At 71.5% G+C, this 20,998-nt stretch carries 15 protein-coding genes; 7 read left to right on the forward strand and 8 right to left on the reverse strand.

The annotated features are described in order from the left end of the window. The first annotated feature begins 644 nt into the window (after positions 1–644). The 4 genes from AB0C36_RS19950 to AB0C36_RS19965 all read left to right on the forward strand — a co-directional run bounded on the left by AB0C36_RS19950 (position 645) and on the right by AB0C36_RS19965 (position 5,530). Positions 645–1,490, forward strand: a complete 846-nt coding sequence (locus tag AB0C36_RS19950) for a hypothetical protein (protein ID WP_358355792.1) — start codon at positions 645–647, stop codon at positions 1,488–1,490. A gap of 52 nt (positions 1,491–1,542) precedes the next feature. Beyond that, on the forward strand, positions 1,543–1,806 hold the full coding sequence (locus tag AB0C36_RS19955) for a hypothetical protein (protein WP_358355793.1): 264 nt from the start codon (positions 1,543–1,545) through the stop codon (positions 1,804–1,806). A gap of 517 nt (positions 1,807–2,323) precedes the next feature. Beyond that, complete coding sequence (locus AB0C36_RS19960; protein WP_358355795.1) at positions 2,324–3,355, forward strand: glutathione S-transferase C-terminal domain-containing protein; 1,032 nt, start codon at positions 2,324–2,326, stop codon at positions 3,353–3,355. A 153-nt stretch (positions 3,356–3,508) separates the two neighbouring features. Next, positions 3,509–5,530 (forward strand): FAD/NAD(P)-binding protein, encoded by a 2,022-nt coding sequence (locus AB0C36_RS19965; protein WP_358355797.1) that lies wholly within the window; start codon positions 3,509–3,511, stop codon positions 5,528–5,530. A 144-nt stretch (positions 5,531–5,674) separates the two neighbouring features. Here AB0C36_RS19965 and AB0C36_RS19970 read toward each other — a convergent pair whose 3' ends face one another. Next, a complete protein-coding gene (locus AB0C36_RS19970) occupies positions 5,675–6,310 on the reverse strand; it encodes a TetR/AcrR family transcriptional regulator (protein ID WP_358355798.1) in 636 nt (211 codons plus the stop codon). 84 nt (positions 6,311–6,394) lie between these two features. Between AB0C36_RS19970 and AB0C36_RS19975 the strand changes: the two genes are divergently transcribed. Next, entirely contained in the window at positions 6,395–7,909 is a 1,515-nt protein-coding gene (locus AB0C36_RS19975; protein ID WP_358355799.1) for an MFS transporter, read from the forward strand. A 312-nt stretch (positions 7,910–8,221) separates the two neighbouring features. On the opposite strand, the gene AB0C36_RS19980 is transcribed toward AB0C36_RS19975, so the two are convergent. The 4 genes from AB0C36_RS19980 to AB0C36_RS19995 form a co-directional block, all read right to left on the reverse strand. Beyond that, positions 8,222–8,875 carry a response regulator gene (locus tag AB0C36_RS19980; RefSeq protein ID WP_358355801.1) on the reverse strand — a complete coding sequence of 218 codons (654 nt, stop codon included), beginning with the start codon at positions 8,873–8,875 and terminating at the stop codon, positions 8,222–8,224. After that, the gene (locus AB0C36_RS19985; protein WP_358355803.1) at positions 8,872–10,047 is read right to left on the reverse strand and encodes a sensor histidine kinase; all 1,176 of its coding nucleotides are present in this window, start codon (positions 10,045–10,047) and stop codon (positions 8,872–8,874) included. The genes AB0C36_RS19980 and AB0C36_RS19985 overlap by 4 nt, the downstream gene beginning before the upstream one ends. A gap of 176 nt (positions 10,048–10,223) precedes the next feature. Further along, entirely contained in the window at positions 10,224–12,773 is a 2,550-nt protein-coding gene (locus AB0C36_RS19990; RefSeq protein ID WP_358355805.1) for an ABC transporter permease, read from the reverse strand. Positions 12,774–13,289: 516 nt separating this feature from the next. Beyond that, positions 13,290–14,021, reverse strand: a complete 732-nt coding sequence (locus AB0C36_RS19995; RefSeq protein ID WP_358355850.1) for an ABC transporter ATP-binding protein — start codon at positions 14,019–14,021, stop codon at positions 13,290–13,292. Between the two features lie 656 nt (positions 14,022–14,677). Here AB0C36_RS19995 and AB0C36_RS20000 point away from each other — a divergent pair. Further along, on the forward strand, positions 14,678–15,460 hold the full coding sequence (locus AB0C36_RS20000) for an ABC transporter ATP-binding protein (protein ID WP_358355807.1): 783 nt from the start codon (positions 14,678–14,680) through the stop codon (positions 15,458–15,460). Positions 15,461–15,476: 16 nt separating this feature from the next. Next, positions 15,477–18,050, forward strand: coding sequence for an ABC transporter permease (locus tag AB0C36_RS20005; RefSeq protein WP_358355809.1), 2,574 nt, complete (start codon positions 15,477–15,479; stop codon positions 18,048–18,050). 104 nt (positions 18,051–18,154) lie between these two features. On the opposite strand, the gene AB0C36_RS20010 is transcribed toward AB0C36_RS20005, so the two are convergent. The 3 genes from AB0C36_RS20010 to AB0C36_RS20020 form a co-directional block, all read right to left on the reverse strand. Further along, positions 18,155–18,808 (reverse strand): endonuclease V, encoded by a 654-nt coding sequence (locus AB0C36_RS20010; protein WP_358355851.1) that lies wholly within the window; start codon positions 18,806–18,808, stop codon positions 18,155–18,157. 196 nt (positions 18,809–19,004) lie between these two features. Then, on the reverse strand, positions 19,005–19,682 hold the full coding sequence (locus tag AB0C36_RS20015) for a SnoaL-like polyketide cyclase (protein WP_358355810.1): 678 nt from the start codon (positions 19,680–19,682) through the stop codon (positions 19,005–19,007). A 188-nt stretch (positions 19,683–19,870) separates the two neighbouring features. Beyond that, positions 19,871–20,857, reverse strand: coding sequence for an acetamidase/formamidase family protein (locus AB0C36_RS20020; RefSeq protein ID WP_358355812.1), 987 nt, complete (start codon positions 20,855–20,857; stop codon positions 19,871–19,873). Positions 20,858–20,998: the final 141 nt, after the last annotated feature.

The raw sequence follows: 20,998 nt of genomic DNA on the forward strand, positions 1-20,998 counted from the left end.
CTCGGCCTGGGTTTGGCCGGGCAAGGTCCGCAACGCGGCGAGCGTGCGTGCCACGGTTCGCGGGCCCGGCGAGAATTTGAAGACACGACCTAGCGCCGCCCGGCGCCCTCAGGCCGACTCAAGCGCTGTGGTCATTCACCACCAACACCTGAGCCAACCGCACCGCCGCCCCAACCACGGCGGGCCACCCCATCGCATCCAGGTAGACCTCATCGCACGCATCCGCGCCGACCGCGTCCTGCACCGCCCCGCACGCGACACCAAGCCGTCCCATCAGTTCGACTTCCCCCTCGGTGCGGAGAGAGCCGCGGGCCGGATGGTTCCGGGGCCGGTCGGGGCGCGGGGACTGGGCGGTCCTGAGGGGGCGGTCGGGGCGCGGGGGCTGGACTGCCTGAGGGGCCGGTCGGGCGGTATGGGCCCGGGCGGGGACCGGCGGGGAACTCCGTCTCTTCCTTGTGCGTCACTCAGGTTGGGCTGCTGCTGCCGATTTTCCCCGCTCGTGATCGCTCGTCTTCCCTACGGCCACCCCTTCTGAACTGTTTATACGCAAAGTGTGCAAGGGTGGCGTTTTGGGGAGGGGTGCCTCGGTTGCCCCGCAAGGAGGGTCCAGCCGCCTGCGGCGACAGTCGGGAGTACGTCAGACCGTGTTGCGAGTCCTGCTCTTCCTGTGGCGCACGCTCGCCAACGAGTTCAAGTCAATCGTCGTCGCGCCGTTCCGCGAACTGATCGTCAACCGCCGCTGGGGCGGGCTCAACCTCGCGGTGATCGCCTGTCTGGGCGTGATCGTGCTGCACGCGATCCACCTCACCGACTGGGGCTACGACTTCGTGCGCATCATCGGCGGGGTGCAGGCGAGCCTCCCGCTCCCGATCGCGCTGCTCCGCACGCCCGTGTCGCTCTACGTCCCGGCCCTCAACCTCCCGGTCTGGGCCGGCCTCACCCAGTTGTTCATCGCGTTCGCGCTGGCTCAGTTGACCCTGGGCTGGAAGCGCACGCTGCTGGTGTCGTACGTCGCCACGCTCGCCGGCACGATGTCCGCCCGCTTCATGATCTGGCTCGGCCCCGACCACCCGCTCGGCATCGGGCGGCACGAGGCGTACGTCCTGGACACCGGCCCGTCCGCGGCGGTCGTCGGCCTGTTCTCGTACATCGCGGTGGTCAAGCGCGCGCCGGTGCTGTTCTCGCTCACCAGCCTGTCGATGATCATCGAGTCGATCGCCGTCCCGAACCTCGCGGGCCGCGAGCACCTGATCGCGATCGGGGCCGCGATGATCATGGGGTTCGTGCGGCTCTACCGAGAGTCGAAGGGCATCGACGAGGGCGCTTTCGCGCGCGGCATCCGCAAGGCGGCGGTCCGCGGGTACGAGCGCGTACGTCCCCGCGCCGCGCGGCCGGTCCCCGATGCCGCGCCCGCCGCGCCCGCCTCCGCACCGCACAAGCCCCTGGCCGACACGCCCGGGCCGGCGCCGAACAGCCCTCCTTCCGGGTGAAGCCGCGTCGCACCGACCCGTCGGTCGGCTCACCCGGCTACGGTGGGACGCAGTGGACGACAGCACTCCGGACCAGCCGGAGAACTCTCCGGAGCCGCCGCCCGGGTTCCCCGAGGACCTGACGGTGGTCTGTATGACGTGTGACGGCGACGGCTGGCGCTACGTCGGCAGGGCCGCCCGGATCGGCGGACGCATCGCGGCGGTGGGCAAGCAGGAGGCGTGCCTCGTGTGCGAGGCGATGGGCCGGCACAACTGGGACACCGGCCCGGGCGCGTGGGTCAAACGCCATGAGCGCCGCCCGATCCCCGGCTACTGACCGCGCCCGGTTCGCCCGGCTGTCGGGACCGCCGGACCGCACGGATCACCCGGCCGCCCTGCTCCCGCATCCCACAGCGTGGTCAGGCTCGGTCCGGGCCGTGGACGGCCTATTGACGATATATGGACGCCGCGCGAATAATCCGAACTGGCGAAGCCGGGGAGGGGGACGACGATGCGCGGCACACGCGGTACGGACTTCCCCCGACCACTCCCCCTCGTCTCCGGGCGCTTTCTGAGGCGCCGTCACATCGATCTCCTCCGGGTCTGCAGCGCGGCCTAGCCTCTGTCGCGCGTCGGCTGTTCAGGCCCGTGCGAACCCGTGAGTGCGTTCTCCGAGCACCGGCCCGTCTGTCCGCCCGCGCGGCAAGACCCCGCGCGCCGCGAGTACGCGCGCCCACGCTCCGCGTCCGTCCGCCCACCGACCCTGTGTCCGCGTACCCGTGTGCCTCGGCCCACCCGTGCCGCCGCACGCACCGCAGTTTTCCCTGCCCGACTCGGCCTCCAGGGAGTCCCGCATGCACGTCCAGCCCCCCGTACGCCTGCCCAGGTCCGCCGGCCCCGTCGATTTCCGCGTCCACGGACGCCACCGGACGCTCGGGCGCCCGGCCCCGCGCTTCGGCGGCCGCATCGGCCGCGCCCCGGGCAGCGGATTCACCGCCGACCCGCACCGCTACCACTTGTACGTCTGTCTGGCCTGTCCGCGCTCGCTGCGCACCGCGATCACCCGCAGCCTCTGCGGCCTCGAGGACCGCGTGTCCATGTCCGTCGTCGACCCGGTCCGCGACGGACGCGGCTGGGCCTTCCGCCCCGGCGACGGGCACGGCCTGGACACGGTCGCGGGGTTCGCGCTTCTGCGTGAGGCCTACGAGGCCACCGAGTACCACTACGACGGCCCGGTGTCCGTCCCTGTCCTGTGGGACCGCTGGAGCGGACGGATCGTCAGCAACCAGACGCCGCACATCCTGTACGACCTGGCCACCGCGTTCTCCGACCCCACTCCCGGGTTCCGGCTGGAGCACCCGGACGCCGGACCGCCGCACCCCGTGCTCCACCCGACCGGCGCCGCCGCCGATCTCGCGCGCCTCGGTGCGCTGTTCGACGACGACGTATGGGAGGGCGCGCAGCAGGCGGGCCGCGCACGGGCGGGTGCCCGGTACGAAGAGGCGATGCGAACCGTCCTCGACGCCCTCGGCCGGCTCGAACACCACCTGTCGGAGCGCCCGTTCCTGCTGGGCGACCACCTGACCGCCGCCGATGTGCACCTGTGGACCACGCTGCTGCACGTGGACGCGGTGCACCGGCTGCACCTGCGCGCCGAGGACGTGCACCGCATCGCCGACCACCCCGCGCTGTGGAACTACTTCGAGCGCCTGTTCGCGAACCCGTCCTTCGGCGGCAACGTCCGCCTCGACCACATCGCCCGGCACCATACGAGCAGTTGCCGGGGGCCCGCGGCAGGCGGCAGCTCAGTGCCGATAGTGGACTGGCCGCGGCTCACCGGATTGCCCGATCGCCCGGCCGTCGGCGCGCGGGGGGCGTGCGGCTGACGCTGCGGCCAACGGTGCTCCTGACCACGACAAATACGGGACGGCCGGACGCGGATCGCGCGCCGGCCGCCCGTCCTCCGCAGCCCCCGCCAACCGGCCGGACGTCGTGCGCCGTTGACAGCGTTCGCCGGGCTTCGTAGCGTCTGTCGCCACTTGCACCTGCGTTTCCGCCGCACCCCCGAGGTCCTGTTGGCCGACGTCCCACCTGTCCGAGCTCCGCTGTCCGTCGCCGTCATCGGCTGTGGTCCCGGCGGTACGTCACTGCTCGAACGCCTGTGTGCGAACGCACCCGACCTGCTCGCGGAGGACCGCCAACTGCACGTCCACGTCGTCGACCCGCACCCGCCTGGCGGCGGACGCATATGGCGGCGCGAGCAGTCGTCCTTGCTGTGGACCAATTCGTTCGCGTCGGACATCACGGTGTTCACCGACGAGACGAGCACCTGTGCGGGTCCTGTCCGCCCCGGGCCGTCGCTGTGGGAGTGGGGGCGCGACCGGGCGGCCGAGGCTCGCGAGGGACGGTTGTCCGCCGAACTCGCACCGTTCGCCGAGGAACTGGCCCGGCTCACGCCGCAGTGGTTCGCGAGCCGGCCGCTGCTGTCCGCGTACCTGGCCTGGGCGTTCCGCCGGACGGTCGCCGCTGCGCCGCCGAATGTCCGGGTGGCGGTCCACCGCTCGCGGGCCGTGGACGTGGTCGACGTGCCCGGCGGACCACTCCGCCAGCGCGTCGAACTCGCGGACGGGACGCGGATCACGGTGGACGCGTTGGTGCTGACCCAGGGCCACGTCGACGTCGGACCGGAGCCGGAGGAGCGGCGGTTGTCGGCCCATGCCGCTGTGCACAACCTGGCGTTCGTGCCGTGCGGCAACGAACCGGACGTCTCGGTGCTGCGGCCGGGCGAACCGGTCATAGCCCGCGGTATGGGCCTGGCGTTCGTCGACCTGATGGTGCGGGTGACCTCGGGGCGGGGCGGCCGGTTCGTCCGCGGCACCGACGGCGTGCTGCACTACCGCGCGTCGGGACGCGAGCCGGTGCTGCTGGCCGCGTCACGCCGCGGGGTGCCGTACCGGTCGAAGATCGGCTACCGGTTCGCCGACAGCCGGGTGGCCGCCGCGCCGCGCTTTCTCACCGCCGAAACCCTGCGGCGCCTGCCGCCCCGTCCCGGCGCGGGCTGGGAACTGGACCGCGACATCCGGCCGCTCGTGCACCTGGACATGGCCTGGGCGCACTACCACCGGCTGTTCACCGCGCACCGCGACCGCACCACCGTGGACTGGGACGCCTTCTCCGGCGAATTCGCCCGGCTGGCCGACGATTTCGTCGCAGGCTCCGACGGTACGCGTGCCCTGCCCCCGACCCGCGCGACGTCGTCGCTGGTCGCGCGGACCGTGCCCGATCCGGCGGACCGCTTCGACCACGTCCTGCTGGACCGTCCGCTGGCGGGCCGCAGGTTCGGGGACTTCGCCGCGCTCGACGACGCGATACGCGCGCATGTCGCGGCCGACATCGCACGCCGTGCGGACGCGCGCTTCAGCCCGGACCTCGCGGCGCAGCAGGCGCTGGGGGCGGCGTACAGCACGATCGGCCGGCTGGCCGCCGCGGGGGAACTCTCGGAGCGCTCGCGGCGCGAGGACATGCCGGGCTTCCACGGCTTCTTCAGCTATCTGTCCAGCGGTCCGCCGCGGCCGCGGCTCGAAGAACTGCTGGCGCTGTCGCGGGCCGGGGTGGTCCGCTTCCTCGGCGAGGACGTGGCGGTCGCCGCGGACGCGGACGGCTTCACCGCGCAGGGGGCGTCCGTGGCCGCGCCGGTGCGCACGCGCGCGCTCGTCGAGTCCCGCCTGCCGCTGCCGTCCCCGGCGCGTGCTCGGGATCCGCTGCTGCGCGCGCTGTACGCCCGCGGCGAGGCCGCGGACGAGATCCTCGCCGGGCGCCCGTCCGGTCGCGTGCGCACACTCCCCGGCGAACAGCGCCTGGTGGCCGCGGACGGCACGGCGCACCCGGCGCGCTTCGCGGTCGGCCCCGGCGTGACGGGCGGCGTCACGGTGCACGGGTTCGCGAAACCCGGGCACGACGCACAGGCGTTGCTCGTCAGCGACGCGCTGGCGCGTACCGTGCTCACCTCACTCGTACGGCGCGGCGAGGCGAGCACGGACCCGGTACGCGTTGCCGTATGACCGACTCCCCGTGACCCGACTCGCCCCGACCGAATGGCCCTGACCGAGTGGGCCTTACCGAGTGGGCCTGACCGAGTGCGCCTGACCGAGTCACCACCCTGACCGACAACCTCCGACCGACGCGCTCCGCGTCAGCCGGCCGCGTCAGCCGGCCGCGTCCTCGGCTCCCACGCGCAGCGACTCGATCGCCATGCGCAGCCCGGTCTCCAGGTACTTGGGGTTCTCGGGTTTGTGCACCAGGAAGTGGAACATCATGCCGTCGATGAACGCGAGCAGCACTTCGCCGTCATTGGCCGCGTCCTGTGACCCGCTGGCCAGGGCCACCAACTCGGTCAGCTTCCAGAACTCGCGCGCCGAACGGCTCATCGCCTCCTGGATCGCCGGCTCGCGCGTGCCCGCCAACTGCATTTCGTAGCGCGCCAGTTGGCGGTCCCGACTGGTGGACCACCAGGCGTGGGTGAGTTCGGCTATGCGCGGGTAATCCGGCCGGAACGGGCGTACCGCCATCGTGCGCAGCAGTTCGTCGGCGACCTCGCCGGCCTGCCGCCGCTCCAACTCGGTCATGCGGTCGATGACACCGAACACCAGTTGGTCGCGCGTCTTGAAGTAGTACGTCACCGAACCGTGCGGCAGCCCGGCCTCCTGCTGGACGGCGCGATGGGTGAGGCCGCGCAGGCCGTGGGCCGCGAGGACCCGGATCGCCGCGTCGAGCAGTTGTACGCGGCGGCCCGGCGGCCCGCCGGGCACCCGCTCGTGGGCGACATCTTCCGTGGCTGACATCCATCCATTATGCGCACGACTTGACGTGCGTAGAAGATATCCCTACAAACGTAGAAGTCAGTTCTACGAATGTAGGAGGGGTCCATGCCGACCCACGGCACCGCTGCCACCGCACGCACCAAGACCGTCGATCCCAGATTCGTGCTCCTGCTCGTCTGCACCGCGCAGTTCGTCCTGCTCATCGACGACACGATCGTCAACGTGGCGCTGCCGACCATCGGGTCGGACCTGAAGTTCTCCGAGAGCTCGCTGTCCTGGGTCACCAACGCGTACTTCCTGACCTTCGGCGGCTTCCTGCTCATCGGCGGAGGGCTGGCCGACCTGCTCGGCCGGCGCCGCCTGTTCGGCTGGAGCCTCGCCGCCTTCGTCCTGGCCTCGGCCGCGTGCGGCCTGGCCCCCAACGCGGGAACGCTGATCGCCGCCCGCGCCGCGCAGGGCATAGCCGGCGCGCTGCTGTCCCCCGCGGCGCTGTCGATCCTGCTCGCGACCTTCCGGGAGCGCGGCGAACGCGCCCGGGCACTCGGCATCTGGGCGGCCCTGACCGGCCTCGGCGCAGCGACCGGCCTGCTGGTCGGCGGCGCGCTCGTCGAATGGACCCACTGGCGCTGGATCTTCCTGATCAACCTGCCGGTCGGCGCCGTCGCGCTGTTCCTGCTGCCCCGGGTGATCCCGGCCGACGACCGCAGCGCGCCGGTCCGCGCACCGGACTTCGCGGGTGCCGCACTGGGCACCCTGGCAGTCCTCCTGCTCGTCTACACGGTGGTCGAGACCGACACCCACCCGTGGGACTCCGGCCGGACGATCGCCGGCCTCGTCGGCGCCGCGGTCCTCGCCCTGGGATTCGCGCTGCGCCAGCGCTCGGCCGCAGAACCGCTCATCCCGCGCAGCCTGCTCAAGATCCGCCAGGCGGTGCTGGCCCAGCTCATGGTCCTGGTCGCGGCCGGCGGGCTGTTCGCGATGTTCTTCTTCCTCACCCTCTACATGCAGAACGTGCAGGAGTGGTCCCCGCTCCGCACCGGCCTGTCCTACCTGCCGTTCAGCGTCGGCATGGGGGTCGCCAGCGCGGTCACCGCCAAGCTCCTGGCCACGCGCGGACCGGCCGTACCGCTGGCGCTGGGCCCCGCGATCGCCGCGGGCGGCATGTACGCGCTGAGCCGCCTGGACGCCGAAAGCTCCTTCGCGGCCCACCTCATGCCCGCACTCGTCGTCGCCGGACTGGGCCTGGGCATGGCCTTCGTCGCCGTCATCCAGGTCGCCACCGGCGGCGCCGGCGAGGCGGACGGCGGGGTGGCCTCCGCGATGGTCACCACCTGCCAGCAGATCGGCGCGGCCATCGGCATCGCCGTCATCGTCACGATCGCCAAGAGCTACCGCGACGAGCGGCGCGCCGCGGGAGCCCACCCGCTCGACGCCGCGGTCGACAGCTTCAGCCGCGCCTTCGAGATCCAGTCGATCCTGATGGGCGCCGCGGCCGTCCTCGGAATCGTCGTCGGCTGGGCCGCGCACCGTGCGGGCCCGCCCGACACCGCGGCCCTCGGCTCAGCCGTCAAGTCCGGCTCCGACGCCCGGCCGCACGCGCAGCCGTCGTCGGTGGGCTGAACCGCACCGCCGACTTCCGCACAACGCGCCGCACTTCGCCCGACACGCCGCACGACCACCCGCCCCCGACCCGACGCAACGCGACACAACCCGACGCAACGCCGTCGCACCGTGCGGCCCGGACGCCCGCCGACCCCGGCATCCGGGCCGCACGGCCGCGTCGTACGCCTTTGCGGGCGTACGCCGCCGCCGCGTCGTACGCCGTCGCCGCTCTCGCCGCTCTCGCTGCCTCGCCGTCCCCGTCGGCAGCCGGCTCCACGGCCTTCGCACTCGCGCTCCCGCCCTCGCAGCCCGCGCCTTCCGCCTTCGTCGCTACCGACGCGCGACCAGCCCCGCGTCGTACGCGACGATCCCGGCCTGCGTGCGGTTGTCGCAATGCAGTTTGTCGAGCAGGCGCGAGACGTAGCCCTTCACCGTCGCCTCGCTCAGGCACAGCCTCTCGGCGATGTTGGCGTTCGCGAGCCCCTCGCCCAGGCACGCGAGCACCTCGCGTTCGCGCTCGGTCAGTTCGCCGATGCGCGACAGCGCGCGGCGGCGTACCGCGTCGTGGTCCGCCGAGGCGCTGACCAGGCCGCGCGTCGCCGCCGGGGACAACACCGTGTGTCCCTCGTGGGCCACCCGCACCAGGCCGATCAGCTCCTCGGGAGGCGTGTCCTTGAGCAGGAACCCGGCCGCACCCGCGTGGAGCGCCCGCAGCACGTACTGGTCGGGGTCGATGGTCGTGAGCACGACCACCCGTGGCGGGGAAGGCATGCGCGCGATGCGCCCGATCGCGGTGATGCCGTCGACGCCGGGCATGTGCAGGTCCATGAACACCACATCGGGCGCCAGGCGGATGACCGACTCCACCGCCTCGGCCCCGTCGTACGCCTCGCCGACCACCTCGATGTCGTCCGCACTGCCGAGGATCGCCCGCAGCATGCGGCACACCATGCGCTCGTCGTCGACGACCAGGACCTTGATCATTTCGCTCCCGCGGCTGCCGCACCCGTTGCGGCCTCCCCGGCGGGGAGGCCGAGCGGGAGATCGGCGGCCACCTCGAAGCCCCCGTCGCCGGTCGGACCGGCGCGCAGTGCGCCGTCGACCATCTCGACGCGCTGCCGCAGCCCGGTCAGGCCGGTGCCCTCCCCCGCGAAGCTGATCTCGTACGGGCCGGTCGGCGCGGTGTTCAGCACGGTGACCCGCAACCACCCGTCGGCGTGCCGCACCCGGACGTCCACCCGCGCACCCGGCGCGTGCTTGTGCACGTTGGTCAGCGACTCCTGCACGATCCGGTACGCGGTCCGCACCACCACCGGCGACGCCACCGGCGGCCCGTCCACGACGTCGAGCTCCACCGCGACACCGGCCGCCCGGGACTCCGCGACGAGCCGCGAGAGGTCCAGCTCCGTCGGCTCGGCGGTGCGCGCCGAGCCGAAGCGGTCCTCGGTACGCAGGATCGTGACCAGGTTGCGCAGCTCTTCCAGGGCCTGGCAGCCGACCAGGCGCAGGTCCTCCAGACCCTCCCGGGTCTCGTCGTCGGACGTGCGGGTCCGCAGCGCGCCCGCCTGCAGCACCATCAGGCTGACCCGGTGCGTCACCACGTCGTGCATTTCGCCCGCGAGCCGGGCGCGCTCCTCCGAGCGGGCCTGCTCGGAACGCAACTCCTGTTCGCGCTCGGCCCGTTCGGCCCGCTCCGCCAGTGCCGCGATGAGGCGCCGCCGGGACGCGGTGTACAGGCCGTACAGCGCGGGGGCCAGGGCGAGCAACGCGGTGGCGATCAGGTCGCCGGTCGTGGTGTAGTCCCACGGGCGCGCCCACACGATGCTGATCGGCACCACGATCGCGAAGACCCGGCGCCGGTCCTCCACGAACAGCGCCACCGCGTACGTCGCGAAGGGCAGCGCGATGACCTGCTCGGGAATCGAGAGCAGCGTGCAGAACACCGCCACCGCGACCGCGTGCCGACGCCGGAACCACAGGGACATGCAGGCCACCAACTGGGCCACGCCCTTGAGGTACTCGGTCGCGGCGATGCCCTCGTGCCGGTCGTTCCATCCCGCGACGCCGAGCACCACGGCCAGCAGCACCGTGAGGCCGACCGCGAGCACGCGGTCGAACGTCTCGGGGGTCATCCGCGTGAGGGAACGGCTGGTCACGCTCTCCACGGTACCCACCGTCCCCTCTCCGTCATCGCACGTCACCCGCACCACGCGGTGAGCAGTCACCCGCACCACGCGGTGGTCGGTCACCCGCACCACGCAGGCGCTCGTCGTCCCACCAGGCGGGCACTCGTCGTCCCACCACCCGACCACTCGTCGTCCGCGCCACGCGCTCATTCCGTACGAATGGCCCCGAGCACCTCCATCCGGGACGCCCGCCTGGCCGGCCAGGCCGCCGCAAGCACGCCCACCAGCCCGGCGAGGACCAGGAACACCCCCATGCGCTCCCACGGCACGACGGGCGTCAGCTCGCTGGTGCCCTTGGCGGCGTTGACGCCGAGCACTCCGATCAGCAGGCCGAGCGCCATCCCGAGCACCGCACCGAACACCGAGATCATGACCGACTCCAGCCGGATCATCGAGCGGATCCGCCGGCGGTCCATGCCTATCGCCCGCAGCATGCCGATCTCCCGCGTGCGCTCGAACACCGACATCGCCAAGGTGTTGATGATGCCGATCACCGCGATGACGATGGACATGCCGAGCAATCCGTACAGCAGGTTGAGCAGCAGGTCCACGATCCCGCCGAGTTCCTTGCGGTAGTCGTCGCGGGACATGATCTTGACGGCCGGGTTGTCGCCGAGCGCCTTCTCCAGGTTGCCGCGCAGCTCGCCCGCCGCGCCCGGTGCGGCGCGCACCAGGATGTCGGTGTCGACCACGCGGTCCAGGTGCGGGGTCAGGGTGTCGTTGGACATGACCGCCTCGCCCAGCAGGCCGTCGTCCTCGTATATGCCGCTCAGAACGAGAGTCGTACGCTGCCCGTCCGGGAACGCCACGGGTACGCGCGACCCGACCGTGAAGCCGCCGTCCTTGGCCTTCTTCTCGCCGAGCAGCAGGCCGTCCGCGAACCCTTCGGGCCCGCCCTTGACGAAGTCCGCACGCAGCAGGCCGAGTCCGGTCCGCGCGTCCATCGACACGACCTCGGTCCCGTCGCCGGACTCGTCGTCGGCAGCCGCCCCGATCCTGACGTGGGCGCTGCGCAACTGGCTGATCTCGGTGACACCCGGGGTCCTGGCGACGGCCTCCGCCATCGCCGGGTCCATCGGGATCTCGCCGATCAGCGACACCCCGTAGTCCGCGGTGATCCCGCGCAGCGCGATGCGGTCCAGCTCCTGCTTGAGCGACGCACCGAACACCGACAGCGTGCTGACCAGGATGAGCCCGATCATCAGCGCGGACGCGGTGGCCGCCGTACGCCGCGGATTGCGCACCGCGTTCTCGCGGGCGAGCCGGCCCGATATGCCGAAGGCCGCGGACAACGGCCGCCCGGCGAAGCGGATGACCGGCGTGGACAGCAGCGGGACGAGCATGATGACGCCGACGAGGGCGACAAAGCCGCCGCCCATGATCAGGTAGACGTCACCCGTCGCCTTGTCCTTGGTACGCCCGATGCCGTAGCAGACGACGATGCCGATCGCGAGCAGGAAGGCACCGATTCCGTTCCGCGTCCGCAGGCTCTTGGCGGTGGGCGGCAGGTCGCTGCGCAACGCCGCGACGGGCGGGATCGACGCCGCCCGGTGGGCCGGCAGCCAGGCGGCCACCACGGTGACCACCACCGCCACGGCCAGCGCCGCGACGACCGCGCCGGGCGCGACGACCACCGGGCCGGGCGGGAGTTCGGCGTCCATGGAGTTGAACAACGAGCGCAGCGCCTCGGACAGGCCAATGCCGAGCACGAACCCGATGGCCCCGGACACCAGGCCCAGGACCGTTGCCTCGACGAGCACCGCACGGGTGATCTGCCTGCGGGTCGCGCCGATCGCCCGCAGCAGCGCGAACTCCCGGGTGCGCTGGGCGACCAGCATGGTGAAGGTGTTGGCGATGATGAACGTGCCGACGAACAGCGCGATGCCGGCGAACACCAGGAGCACCTGGGTGAGTTCCTTGGTCCCGCTTTCGATCTCGTCGGCCTGGTCGGCGCGCAGCTTGGCACCCGTGACGGCCTCGGCGCCGGACGGCACCAGCGGGCGCACCGCGGCGAGGACGGTCTCCTCGGTGGTGCCGGGCGCGGCCGCGACGGCGATGTCGTCGTACCGGCCCGGTTCGCTGAACAGTTCCTGCGCGGTGGCCCGGTCGAACAGCGTGATGGTGCCGCCGACCTCGTAGCGGGCGTCGTCCGTCGTGAACACACCGACCAGCACCGAGGTGAGCACCGGCCCGTTCGCCACGACGCGCACTTGGTCCCCGACCCGGTAGCCCGCGTCCTTCGCCGCGCGCTCGTCGACGGCTATCTCGCCCTCGCCCCGCGGCCCGTGGCCGGAGGTGAACCGGTACTTGGGGTCCTGGCCGTCGGGACCGGGCGCGAAGGTCGTGCCGTTGGTGTTGCTGCGCCCGCCGATGCGGTCGCCGTCGCGGTCGACGATCGCGGTGTAGCCGGTGTTGGTGGCCCGCACCGACGCGACGCCGGGCAACCCGCGCAGCGCGCCGAGGAGTCCGTCGTCGAGTGCGGGGACCTGCCCGTCGCGCTCGGCGTCCTCGGTGGGCCGTACGTCGACGGAGACGTCCTGGTAGTCGGTCGCCGAAGCCTTCTTGAACGCTTCGGACAGCGTGTTGCTCAGCGTCAGGACGCCGGACACGAAGGCGACGCCGAAGATGATCGCGGCGGCGGTCAGGGCGAGCCTGAGCCGGTGCGCCAGGAGATTGCGCAGCGTGGTTTTCAGCATGGTGAGTCCTCGACGACGAGTCGCGGGGCGAATGGAACAAAAGCCAAGATTCAAGGGACAAAAGGACGTTCGCGCACGCCCCTCCGGGCAGGCGGCATCAACCCGGCGACCCACCGCCAGGAGACGGGGTCGACAGGCAGACCGACACACAGCGGAACAGGGAGCGAAACAGAGCGTGAAGAACAGCCGAGCGAAGACCAGGCTGGTGAGGAACGGGCAGGTGAGGAGCAGGCAGGTGAGGAACAGGCTGGCGACGAACAGGCAGGGTCAATCGACCGGACCGCGAGGCAGGGCAGGCTCGTTGAGCACCACCAAGCCGCTGCGCCGCAACACCACGCCCCCGTCGTCACACCGGGGCCCGGGCCGCGCCGCCTGTTGTCACACCGGGACTACCGCACCCGACACCGCGGAACGTGCCCGTCAGGACCCGCCCTCAGGACGTGCCCGTCAGGACCCGCCCTCAGGAACTGCCCCTCAGGAACTGCCCCTCAGAACACACCCGTCAGAACACACCCGTCAGGACGTGCGTATCGCGTCGAAGCGCTTCATGCGCTCCAGCACCCGGTCGGGCGTCGGCGCGTCCATCTCGTCGACTATGCGGCCGTCCCCGAGGAAGACCACCTGGTGCGCATAGGACGCCGCGGTGGGGTCGTGCGTGACCATCACCACGGTCTGCCCGAGCACGTCGACGCTGCGCCGCAGAAAGGTGAGCACTTCGGCACCCGAGCGGGAGTCGAGGTTGCCGGTCGGCTCGTCCGCGAAGATGATGTCCGGCCGCCCGGCCAGTGCCCGCGCGCAGGCGACGCGTTGCTGCTGTCCGCCGGACAACTCGGCCGGACGGTGCGTCAGCCGGTCCTGCAGACCGACCGCCGTCACGACCTGCTCGACCCACTCCGGGTCGGCCTTGCGGCCGGCGATGTCCATGGGCAGCGTGATGTTCTCCTTCGCCGACAGGGTCGGCAGCAGGTTGAACGCCTGGAACACGAACCCGATCTTGTCGCGCCGGAGCTTGGTGAGGTCCTTGTCCTTGAGCCGCGTGATCTCGGTCCCGGCGATCCACACCCGGCCGCGGGTGACCGAGTCGAGCCCGGCCAGGCAGTGCATCAGCGTCGACTTGCCGGACCCCGACGGGCCCATGATCGCGGTCATGCGGCCGCGCGCGATGTCGATGTCGACCGCGTCCAGCGCGACGACCTGGGTCTGGCCCTCGCCGTACGCCTTGGTCAACTGGGCGGCCCGGGCGGCCACTCCGGGACGGACGGGCGGTTCCGGCACGGACGCCGAATCGGTGTGCGATGTGTCGTCGCGACGGTGATCCACGGTTCCTCCCAGGTTGCCGCCGGCGGGTGCCGACGGGTGCCGCTCCGGACCGGCTTGATCCGACACCGTCAAGACTCCTCCGCGACCCCCGCCTCCCGGTAGACCGGATCGGCGGAACCCTCACCTACGAAAGCAGAACCCCCACCTACGAAAGTCGTGAGCCGTCGTCCTCGGGGAGGAGCCCCACCTCGTCCGCAGTCCCCGTCCCCACCCGCGCCCGCCGCGGAACCGCAGCTCATACCGGGTGGCACGGCGCCGGTCAACCGCCTGCGGGTGGCCTCGGCACACCACCGCCGACGCATGAGGCAGGGTGAGCCCCTAGGGGCAGACGTACACCGGCCGCCCCCTACTCCTCCTTGCGTAGGAGCGGCCGTTCCCTTCCTGACGACGATTCATCGGGCACCCGCCGCCCAATACGGTGATCGTGTTCACTCGAACCAGTTCGCCCGCAACGGCGGAGACGCCGTTCGCGGCGTCCCCCCGCATGCTCCGGTGACCGCACCGGTGACCGCGCCCTGCCCGGCGCTCCGACCCGGCGCTCCGATCCGGCGCACCAGCCACGCACACAACCGCAGGAGAGACTCGTGACCACGGCCACGGCAGCCAAGAACCACGCGGATCCCCGGGGGACCGGCATCGCCGCCCGCGCCGCCCAGCTCACCAAGGCGTACGGAGAGGGCGAGACCCGCGTGGTCGCGCTGAACGCCGTCGACGTCGAGATCGCCCGCGGTCAGTTCACCGCGATCATGGGCCCGTCCGGGTCCGGCAAGTCCACGCTCATGCACTGCCTCGCGGGCCTGGACACGGTGACCTCGGGCCGGAGCTGGATCGGCGACACGGAGATCACGCAGCTCAAGGACAAGGAGCTCACCAAGCTCCGCCGCGACAACATCGGCTTCATCTTCCAGGCGTTCAACCTGCTCCCCACCCTGACCGCGCTGGAGAACATCACGCTCCCCATGGACATCGCCGGGCGCAAGCCCGACCAGGCCTGGCTGCAGAACGTGATCGACACGGTCGGGCTGCGTGACCGCCTGACGCACCGTCCGGCCGAGCTGTCCGGCGGCCAGCAGCAGCGTGTGGCGTGCGCCCGCGCGCTGGCCAGCCGCCCGGAGATCATCTTCGGCGACGAGCCGACCGGCAACCTCGACTCCCGCTCGGGCGCCGAGGTGCTGGGCTTCCTGCAGCGCAGTGTGCGCGAGCTGGGCCAGACCATCGTGATGGTCACCCACGACCCGAGCGCCGCGTCGTACGCCGACCGCGTGCTGTTCCTCGCGGACGGCCGCATCGTCGACGAGATGCACCGGCCGACCTCCGAAGCGGTCCTGGAGCGCATGAAGCGCTTCGACGCCGCCCGCACCAGCTGAGGCGGGGCCGACCACCATGTTGAAGGCAAGCTTCAGAAGCTTCCTGTCCCACAAAGGGCGAATGGCGCTTTCCGCCATCGCCATCCTGCTGTCGGTGGCGTTCGTCTCCGGCACCCTGATCTTCACCGACACGATCACCAAAACGTTCGACGACCTGTTCAAGTCGACGTCGGCCGACGTGACCGTCTCGCAGGAGTCCGACAAGGACACCGGCGACCTCGCCGCGACCGGCCGCGTGCTCTCGATCCCCGAGTCGACCGTCGAGCGGGCGGCGAACGTCCCGGGCGTCGCGAAGGCGCACGCCTCGGTGAGCGTCGAGAACATCACCGTCGCCGACAAGAACAACAAGGCGATCGGCTCGTCGACCGGCGCGCCGACGATCGGCGTCAACTGGTACGAGAGCGACCGCTCCGCGGTCAAGCTGACCAGCGGGCGTGTCCCGCAGGCTCCCGGCGAGGCCGTCGTCGACGCCGACACCGCCGACCGCAAGAAGATCAAGATCGGCGACCCGCTGCGCATCATCGCGCCGGCGGGCGGCTCGTCCGACGCCACGGTCGTCGGCATCGCGACGTTCACCACCACCAACCCGGGCGCCACGCTGCTGTTCCTGGAGACCGAGTTCGCGCAGAAGGCGCTGCTCGGCTCGACCGACAAGATCTCCTCGGTGGAGCTCGACGCCGCGTCCGGCGTCAGCAACGACCAGCTCAAGGCCAACGTCCAGAAGGAACTGGGCGCCGGCTTCGACGTGAAGACCAAGGCCGAGGCCGCCAAGAAGGCCGCGGACGACGTCGGCCAGTTCATCGACTTCATCAAGTACGCGATGCTCGGCTTCGCCGGAATCGCGGTCCTGGTCGGCATCTTCCTGATCTTCAACACCTTCCAGATGCTGGTCGCGCAGCGCACCCGTGAGCTCGGGCTCATGCGCGCGATCGGGGCGAGCGGCAAGCAGGTACGCCGGTCCGTCCTCCTCGAGGCGATCCTGCTGGGCCTGGTCGGCTCGACGATCGGCCTCGCGGCGGGCTTCGGCCTCGCGGTCGGGCTCAAGGCGCTCATCGGCCTCGCCGGCATGAACCTCAAGGGCACGTCCCTGGTGTTCAAGCCGTGGACGCCGATCGTGGCGTACCTCGTGGGCACGCTCGTCACGGTCGTCGCGGCGTACATCCCGGCGCGCCGCGCGAGCCGCGTGTCGCCGATGGCCGCGCTGCGCGAGGCGAGCGCCCCGGCGCAGAAGTCGCTCAAGGTCCGCACGATCATCGGCCTGGTCCTCACCGTGGTCGGCGTGCTGGCCCTGGCCGGCGGCGCGTCCGCGGACAGCGGCGCCACCGGCGGCGGCCTGCTCGGCCTGGGCGTCGTGCTGACGCTCGTGGCGTTCGTGGTGCTCGGCCCGGTGCTGGCCCGGACGGTCATCCCGGCCCTGGCCGCGGGCTACCCGAAGCTCTTCGGGTCGATGGGCAAGCTGAGCCGCGAGAACGCGATGCGCAACCCGCGCCGCACCGGCGCGACCGCCGCGGCGCTGATGATCGGTGTCGCACTCGTGGCGGCGCTGTCGGTGGTCGCCGCGTCCATGAACGACTCGATCTCGAAGCAGATCGACGAGTCGTTCGGCGCCGACTTCACGGTGCAGAGCCAGGGCACCGCGTTCCCGACCGAGATCGCCGACAAGATCCAGGCGACCGACGGTGTCGGCACCGTGGTCCGGGTCCGGGTCCTCTCCGAGGACGACGTCGAGGTCAGGTACCCCGACGGCAAGACGACCGACAACGCCATCGGCGCCGAGCAGGGCTTCGACACCGTGTGGAAGCGCGCGGTGGTCTCGGGCAACGGCGGCGACATCGGCGCCGACGGCAAGGTCGCGGTGAGCGAGAAGGTCGCCAAGGACCACAACCTGAAGATCGGCAGCCCGGTCGAGGTCGTGTTCAAGGAGAAGAACCAGACCGTCAAGGCCGAGGTCGGGGCGATCCAGGAGAACGAGGACCCCGGGGTCGGCTTCGGCGAGGCCGTGGTGCTGCCGCTCGACATGATCAAGCAGAACCTGCCGGAGGTCCAGGACTTCATCGTCTTCGCCAACTCCAAGGCGGGCGCGGACAAGACGCAGGTCAGCGAGTCGGTCAAGCGCACCATCGACCCGTACCCGCAGGTCAAGGCGCGTGACCAGGCCGACTACAAGAAGCTCGTGCAGGAGCAGATCAACATCCTGCTCTACATGATCTACGGCCTGCTCGGTCTCGCGATCATCATCGCGATCCTCGGTGTCATCAACACGCTGGCGCTGTCGGTGGTCGAGCGGACCCGCGAGATCGGCCTCATGCGGGCGATCGGTGCCTCGCGCCGGCAGATCCGCCGGATGATCCGCCTGGAATCGATGGTGATCGCCGTCTTCGGCGCTCTCATCGGCCTGGCCCTGGGCCTCGCGTGGGGTGTGGTCGCACAGCGGCTGCTCGCCTCCGAGGGGCTGGACGTCCTGACGATCCCGTGGAGCACGGTGATCACCGTGGTGGTCCTGTCGGCGGTGGTCGGCCTGCTGGCCGCGCTGCTGCCGGCGCTGCGGGCCTCGCGGATGAACGTGCTGAACGCGATCGCCACCGAGTAGCGGCCGCGGTACGCGAAGGGCGCCCGTCCCCGGGATTCCGGGGACGGGCGCCCTTGCCGTGTACGGGAGTCCGGTGGCCGACGGTCCGCGCGGGGTCCGAACTCCTACCCCGTTGTACGCGCTTCCGCTGCCGCCGCCGCGAGCGCCGCGCGGCACGCACCGTCCGCCTGCCGGGTCGTCTCCGGCAGCCGGAAGCGCGGGCTGAGCGCCAGGACATGGCGGCACGCCTCGGCCAGGTCGAGGCCGTGTCCCACCGACACGAACACCGGCTTGACGTCGCGCTGGGTACGCAGCACGGCACCCACCACCTCGCCGTCGAGCACGAGGTCGGAGGACTCGCCCCGGGCCGGACCGGGCGCGTCGAACGTACCGACGAACGCGGTCTTGCCGACGCCGATGCTCGGGATCCCGGTGTGCACGCCGAGGTGGCACGCGAGGCCGAACCGGCGCGGGTGCGCGAGGCCTTGCCCGTCGCACACCAGCAGGTCCGGCGCGGTCCCGAGGCCGTCCAGCGCCTCGACCAGGGAGGGCAGCTCGCGGAACGCGAACAGCCCCGGCACGTACGGGAACCGGGCCCGGCCGAGGACGACGGACCGCTCCAGGACGGTGAGCGTGTCGGCGTCCAGGACCACCACGGCCGCGGCGAGGCGGTCGGAGTCCTCCGCGTACGCGACGTCGAGGCCCGCGACGCGGCGTACCGCACGCGGCCCCGGGCCGGTCGTGTCGACGAGCGGACGCAGCCGGTCCTGGAGGGCCAGGGCCTCCTCGACGGTCTCGGGCCACGGCTCGGACCGGGGTTCGGACCGGGGATCGGACCACGGCTTGGACCGGGAGTCAGGCCGGGGTTCGGGGTTCACGGGGATCGGCACACGATCCACAGTAGGCCGGACGCGTTGCCCCACCTACCGGATATCCCCGGGTATCGGCTCCCGGCCCGGGGCCGTCGCGTCGGCCTCACTGCTCCCGCGTGCGCGCCACCGGGCAGCCGCCGGTCAGCTTGCCGAGGAACGCGTTGGGGTCGTAGAAGTGCTCGACGTCGACCAGCCGGAGGTCGTCGCTGACCTTGGCGACGCTCACGCCGAACATCTCCACCCTCTCGTTGCTCGGCTCGAAGCCGTGGTACTCGCCTTCGAACGTCCCCCAGTGGCGCCACTTGAACGTCACCACCGGCGGCGGGGACAGGACCTCCAGGACCTCCCAGAAGAACCCCTCGGGGAAGGCGTCGTGGAAGATGTCGTGCGAGGACTCGAAGCTCTCCTCGCCGGTCCGGTAGAAGATGCTGTCGCCGATGAGGATGTTGTAGCTGCCCTGCTCCGTGATGTCGGCGGCGTTCGCCCACGGGCCGCCGTTGACACGTGTGCGGAACCGGTCGGTGACCATGGACACCCAGGTCGCGGGGTCCTTCTTGTGCGAGACCTCCATCTCGAAGACCTGCACGATGCTCTCGACGACGGCCTCCAGCGACCCCGCCTCGAACTTGTGGGTGCGCTGCGCCGGCATCACGGTGTGGGACAGGTGGTAGTCGGGGGCTTCCGCACGCCAGTCGCCGGGAGCGGCGGCGGCCACCACCGCGTCGCGGCCCTGGAGCCACAGCGGAGTCTCAGGGGCTTCGGTGCTTTCGGAAGTCGTCATGCGGGCGATCCTGACCTCTGGCGCGCGCCATGGCAACCCTCCGGATGGCAACTCTCCGTATATCTCCGCGAGTTACCGCAATGCGCGGTTGACTCGCGTTGCGAGGGAAGGCTCCGCGTTCGCCCCCATGGCCAACTCCCTTGGTATGCAAGGGAATTGCAAAGAGATGCGGAATGGAGAATACCGGTTCAGGCGGCGGAGGCGCTTACCGGGGAGCACCGCGGCAGAGGCAGGCGCGCATGCACTCCGTGTCCGGAGCGGTGGATCCGGAAGTCCGTGGCGTCGAGCCGGGCCCGGGCCGCCGCGCGCGGTACACCGTACCTGCCGAGCAGGAGTTCCAGTGCCTGCGACTGGCACTGCGCCAGGGCCCGGTCCACGTCGGCGTCCAGACCGAGCGGCACCAGGTGGTCCGGCGTGGTGACGTACGGCCGACGCCCCGCCCCCGACCAGTGGCGCACCTCGGCCTGCGGGATCACGTCCAGCCGCACCGTCGCGCGCAGGGGACCGTGCCACACGAGGCCGGGCACGCCGCGCAGCGTCCCGTACCGCGGACCGCCCAGGTGGAACAGCGCACCCGGCACCTGGACGGGCAGGTGCAGCGTTGCCCCGACGGTGAGTTCGGGCAGATCCAAGTTGCCGCCGAAGGATCCGGCACGTGTCGAGTGCCGGCGCAGCCCGTCCGACGTGGCCACCCCCATCACGCACAACGAGGGCCGGAATTCGAGCGGCGTGCCGTCGCCCAGAGCCCCCGTGCGCGCCACCGGGTCGAGGTGGCACAGCTGTTCCGGCCCCAGTCGCCCGCGCGGCGCGACGACCCCGTACCCGGACCGCGGGGCCAAGTCCTCGATGCGCACCGCGAGTACATCCCCCGGCCGGGCCCCGCGCACCTCGATCGGACCCGTGACGACGTGCGGCCCGTCGACGGCCGGCTCGTGGGCCGCTCCCGACTCGGCGAGCGCCCGCAAGTCCGCGGGAACGTCCCGCGGATCGATCCCGAAGCCGCCGAAGTACGCCACCGGGTCGCGTCCTTGATCCCCCGTCAGACCTTGGTGGGAAACCGTGTCCACGAGTACGGTGTCGCCCGTCCCGACACTCATGACGGGTCGGTCGACGGCGCCCGGCAACCACCCCCACAACACGGTGCCGGGCCGCGACACCAGCAGATCTCGGGACATGTCCGAGGTTGTACGCCCGGCCCGTAACCGGCTCGGGTCGGCGCGGTTACGTACCGGTTTCGCGGCGGATCGCCGGGGCCGTAACCCCTCGGTAACCCGACGGCAACAGCCCGCCTCCACAGTGGTCGCACAACACTGTTC

The organism is Streptodolium elevatio, from assembly GCF_040649515.1.
GTDB classification, from domain to species: domain Bacteria; phylum Actinomycetota; class Actinomycetes; order Streptomycetales; family Streptomycetaceae; genus Yinghuangia; species Yinghuangia elevatio.

Bases quoted from the DNA above. Each gene is read 5' to 3' on its own strand.
- AB0C36_RS19980 (WP_358355801.1), bottom strand. From the start codon at position 8,875: ATGATCAAGGTCCTGGTCGTCGACGACGAGCGCATGGTGTGCCGCATG.
- AB0C36_RS19970 (WP_358355798.1), bottom strand. From the start codon at position 6,310: ATGTCAGCCACGGAAGATGTCGCCCACGAGCGGGTGCCCGGCGGGCCG.
- AB0C36_RS20015 (WP_358355810.1), bottom strand. From the start codon at position 19,682: ATGACGACTTCCGAAAGCACCGAAGCCCCTGAGACTCCGCTGTGGCTC.
- AB0C36_RS20020 (WP_358355812.1), bottom strand. From the start codon at position 20,857: ATGTCCCGAGATCTGCTGGTGTCGCGGCCCGGCACCGTGTTGTGGGGG.
- AB0C36_RS20005 (WP_358355809.1), top strand. From the start codon at position 15,477: ATGTTGAAGGCAAGCTTCAGAAGCTTCCTGTCCCACAAAGGGCGAATG.
- AB0C36_RS19990 (WP_358355805.1), bottom strand. From the start codon at position 12,773: ATGCTGAAAACCACGCTGCGCAATCTCCTGGCGCACCGGCTCAGGCTC.
- AB0C36_RS19975 (WP_358355799.1), top strand. From the start codon at position 6,395: ATGCCGACCCACGGCACCGCTGCCACCGCACGCACCAAGACCGTCGAT.
- AB0C36_RS19960 (WP_358355795.1), top strand. From the start codon at position 2,324: ATGCACGTCCAGCCCCCCGTACGCCTGCCCAGGTCCGCCGGCCCCGTC.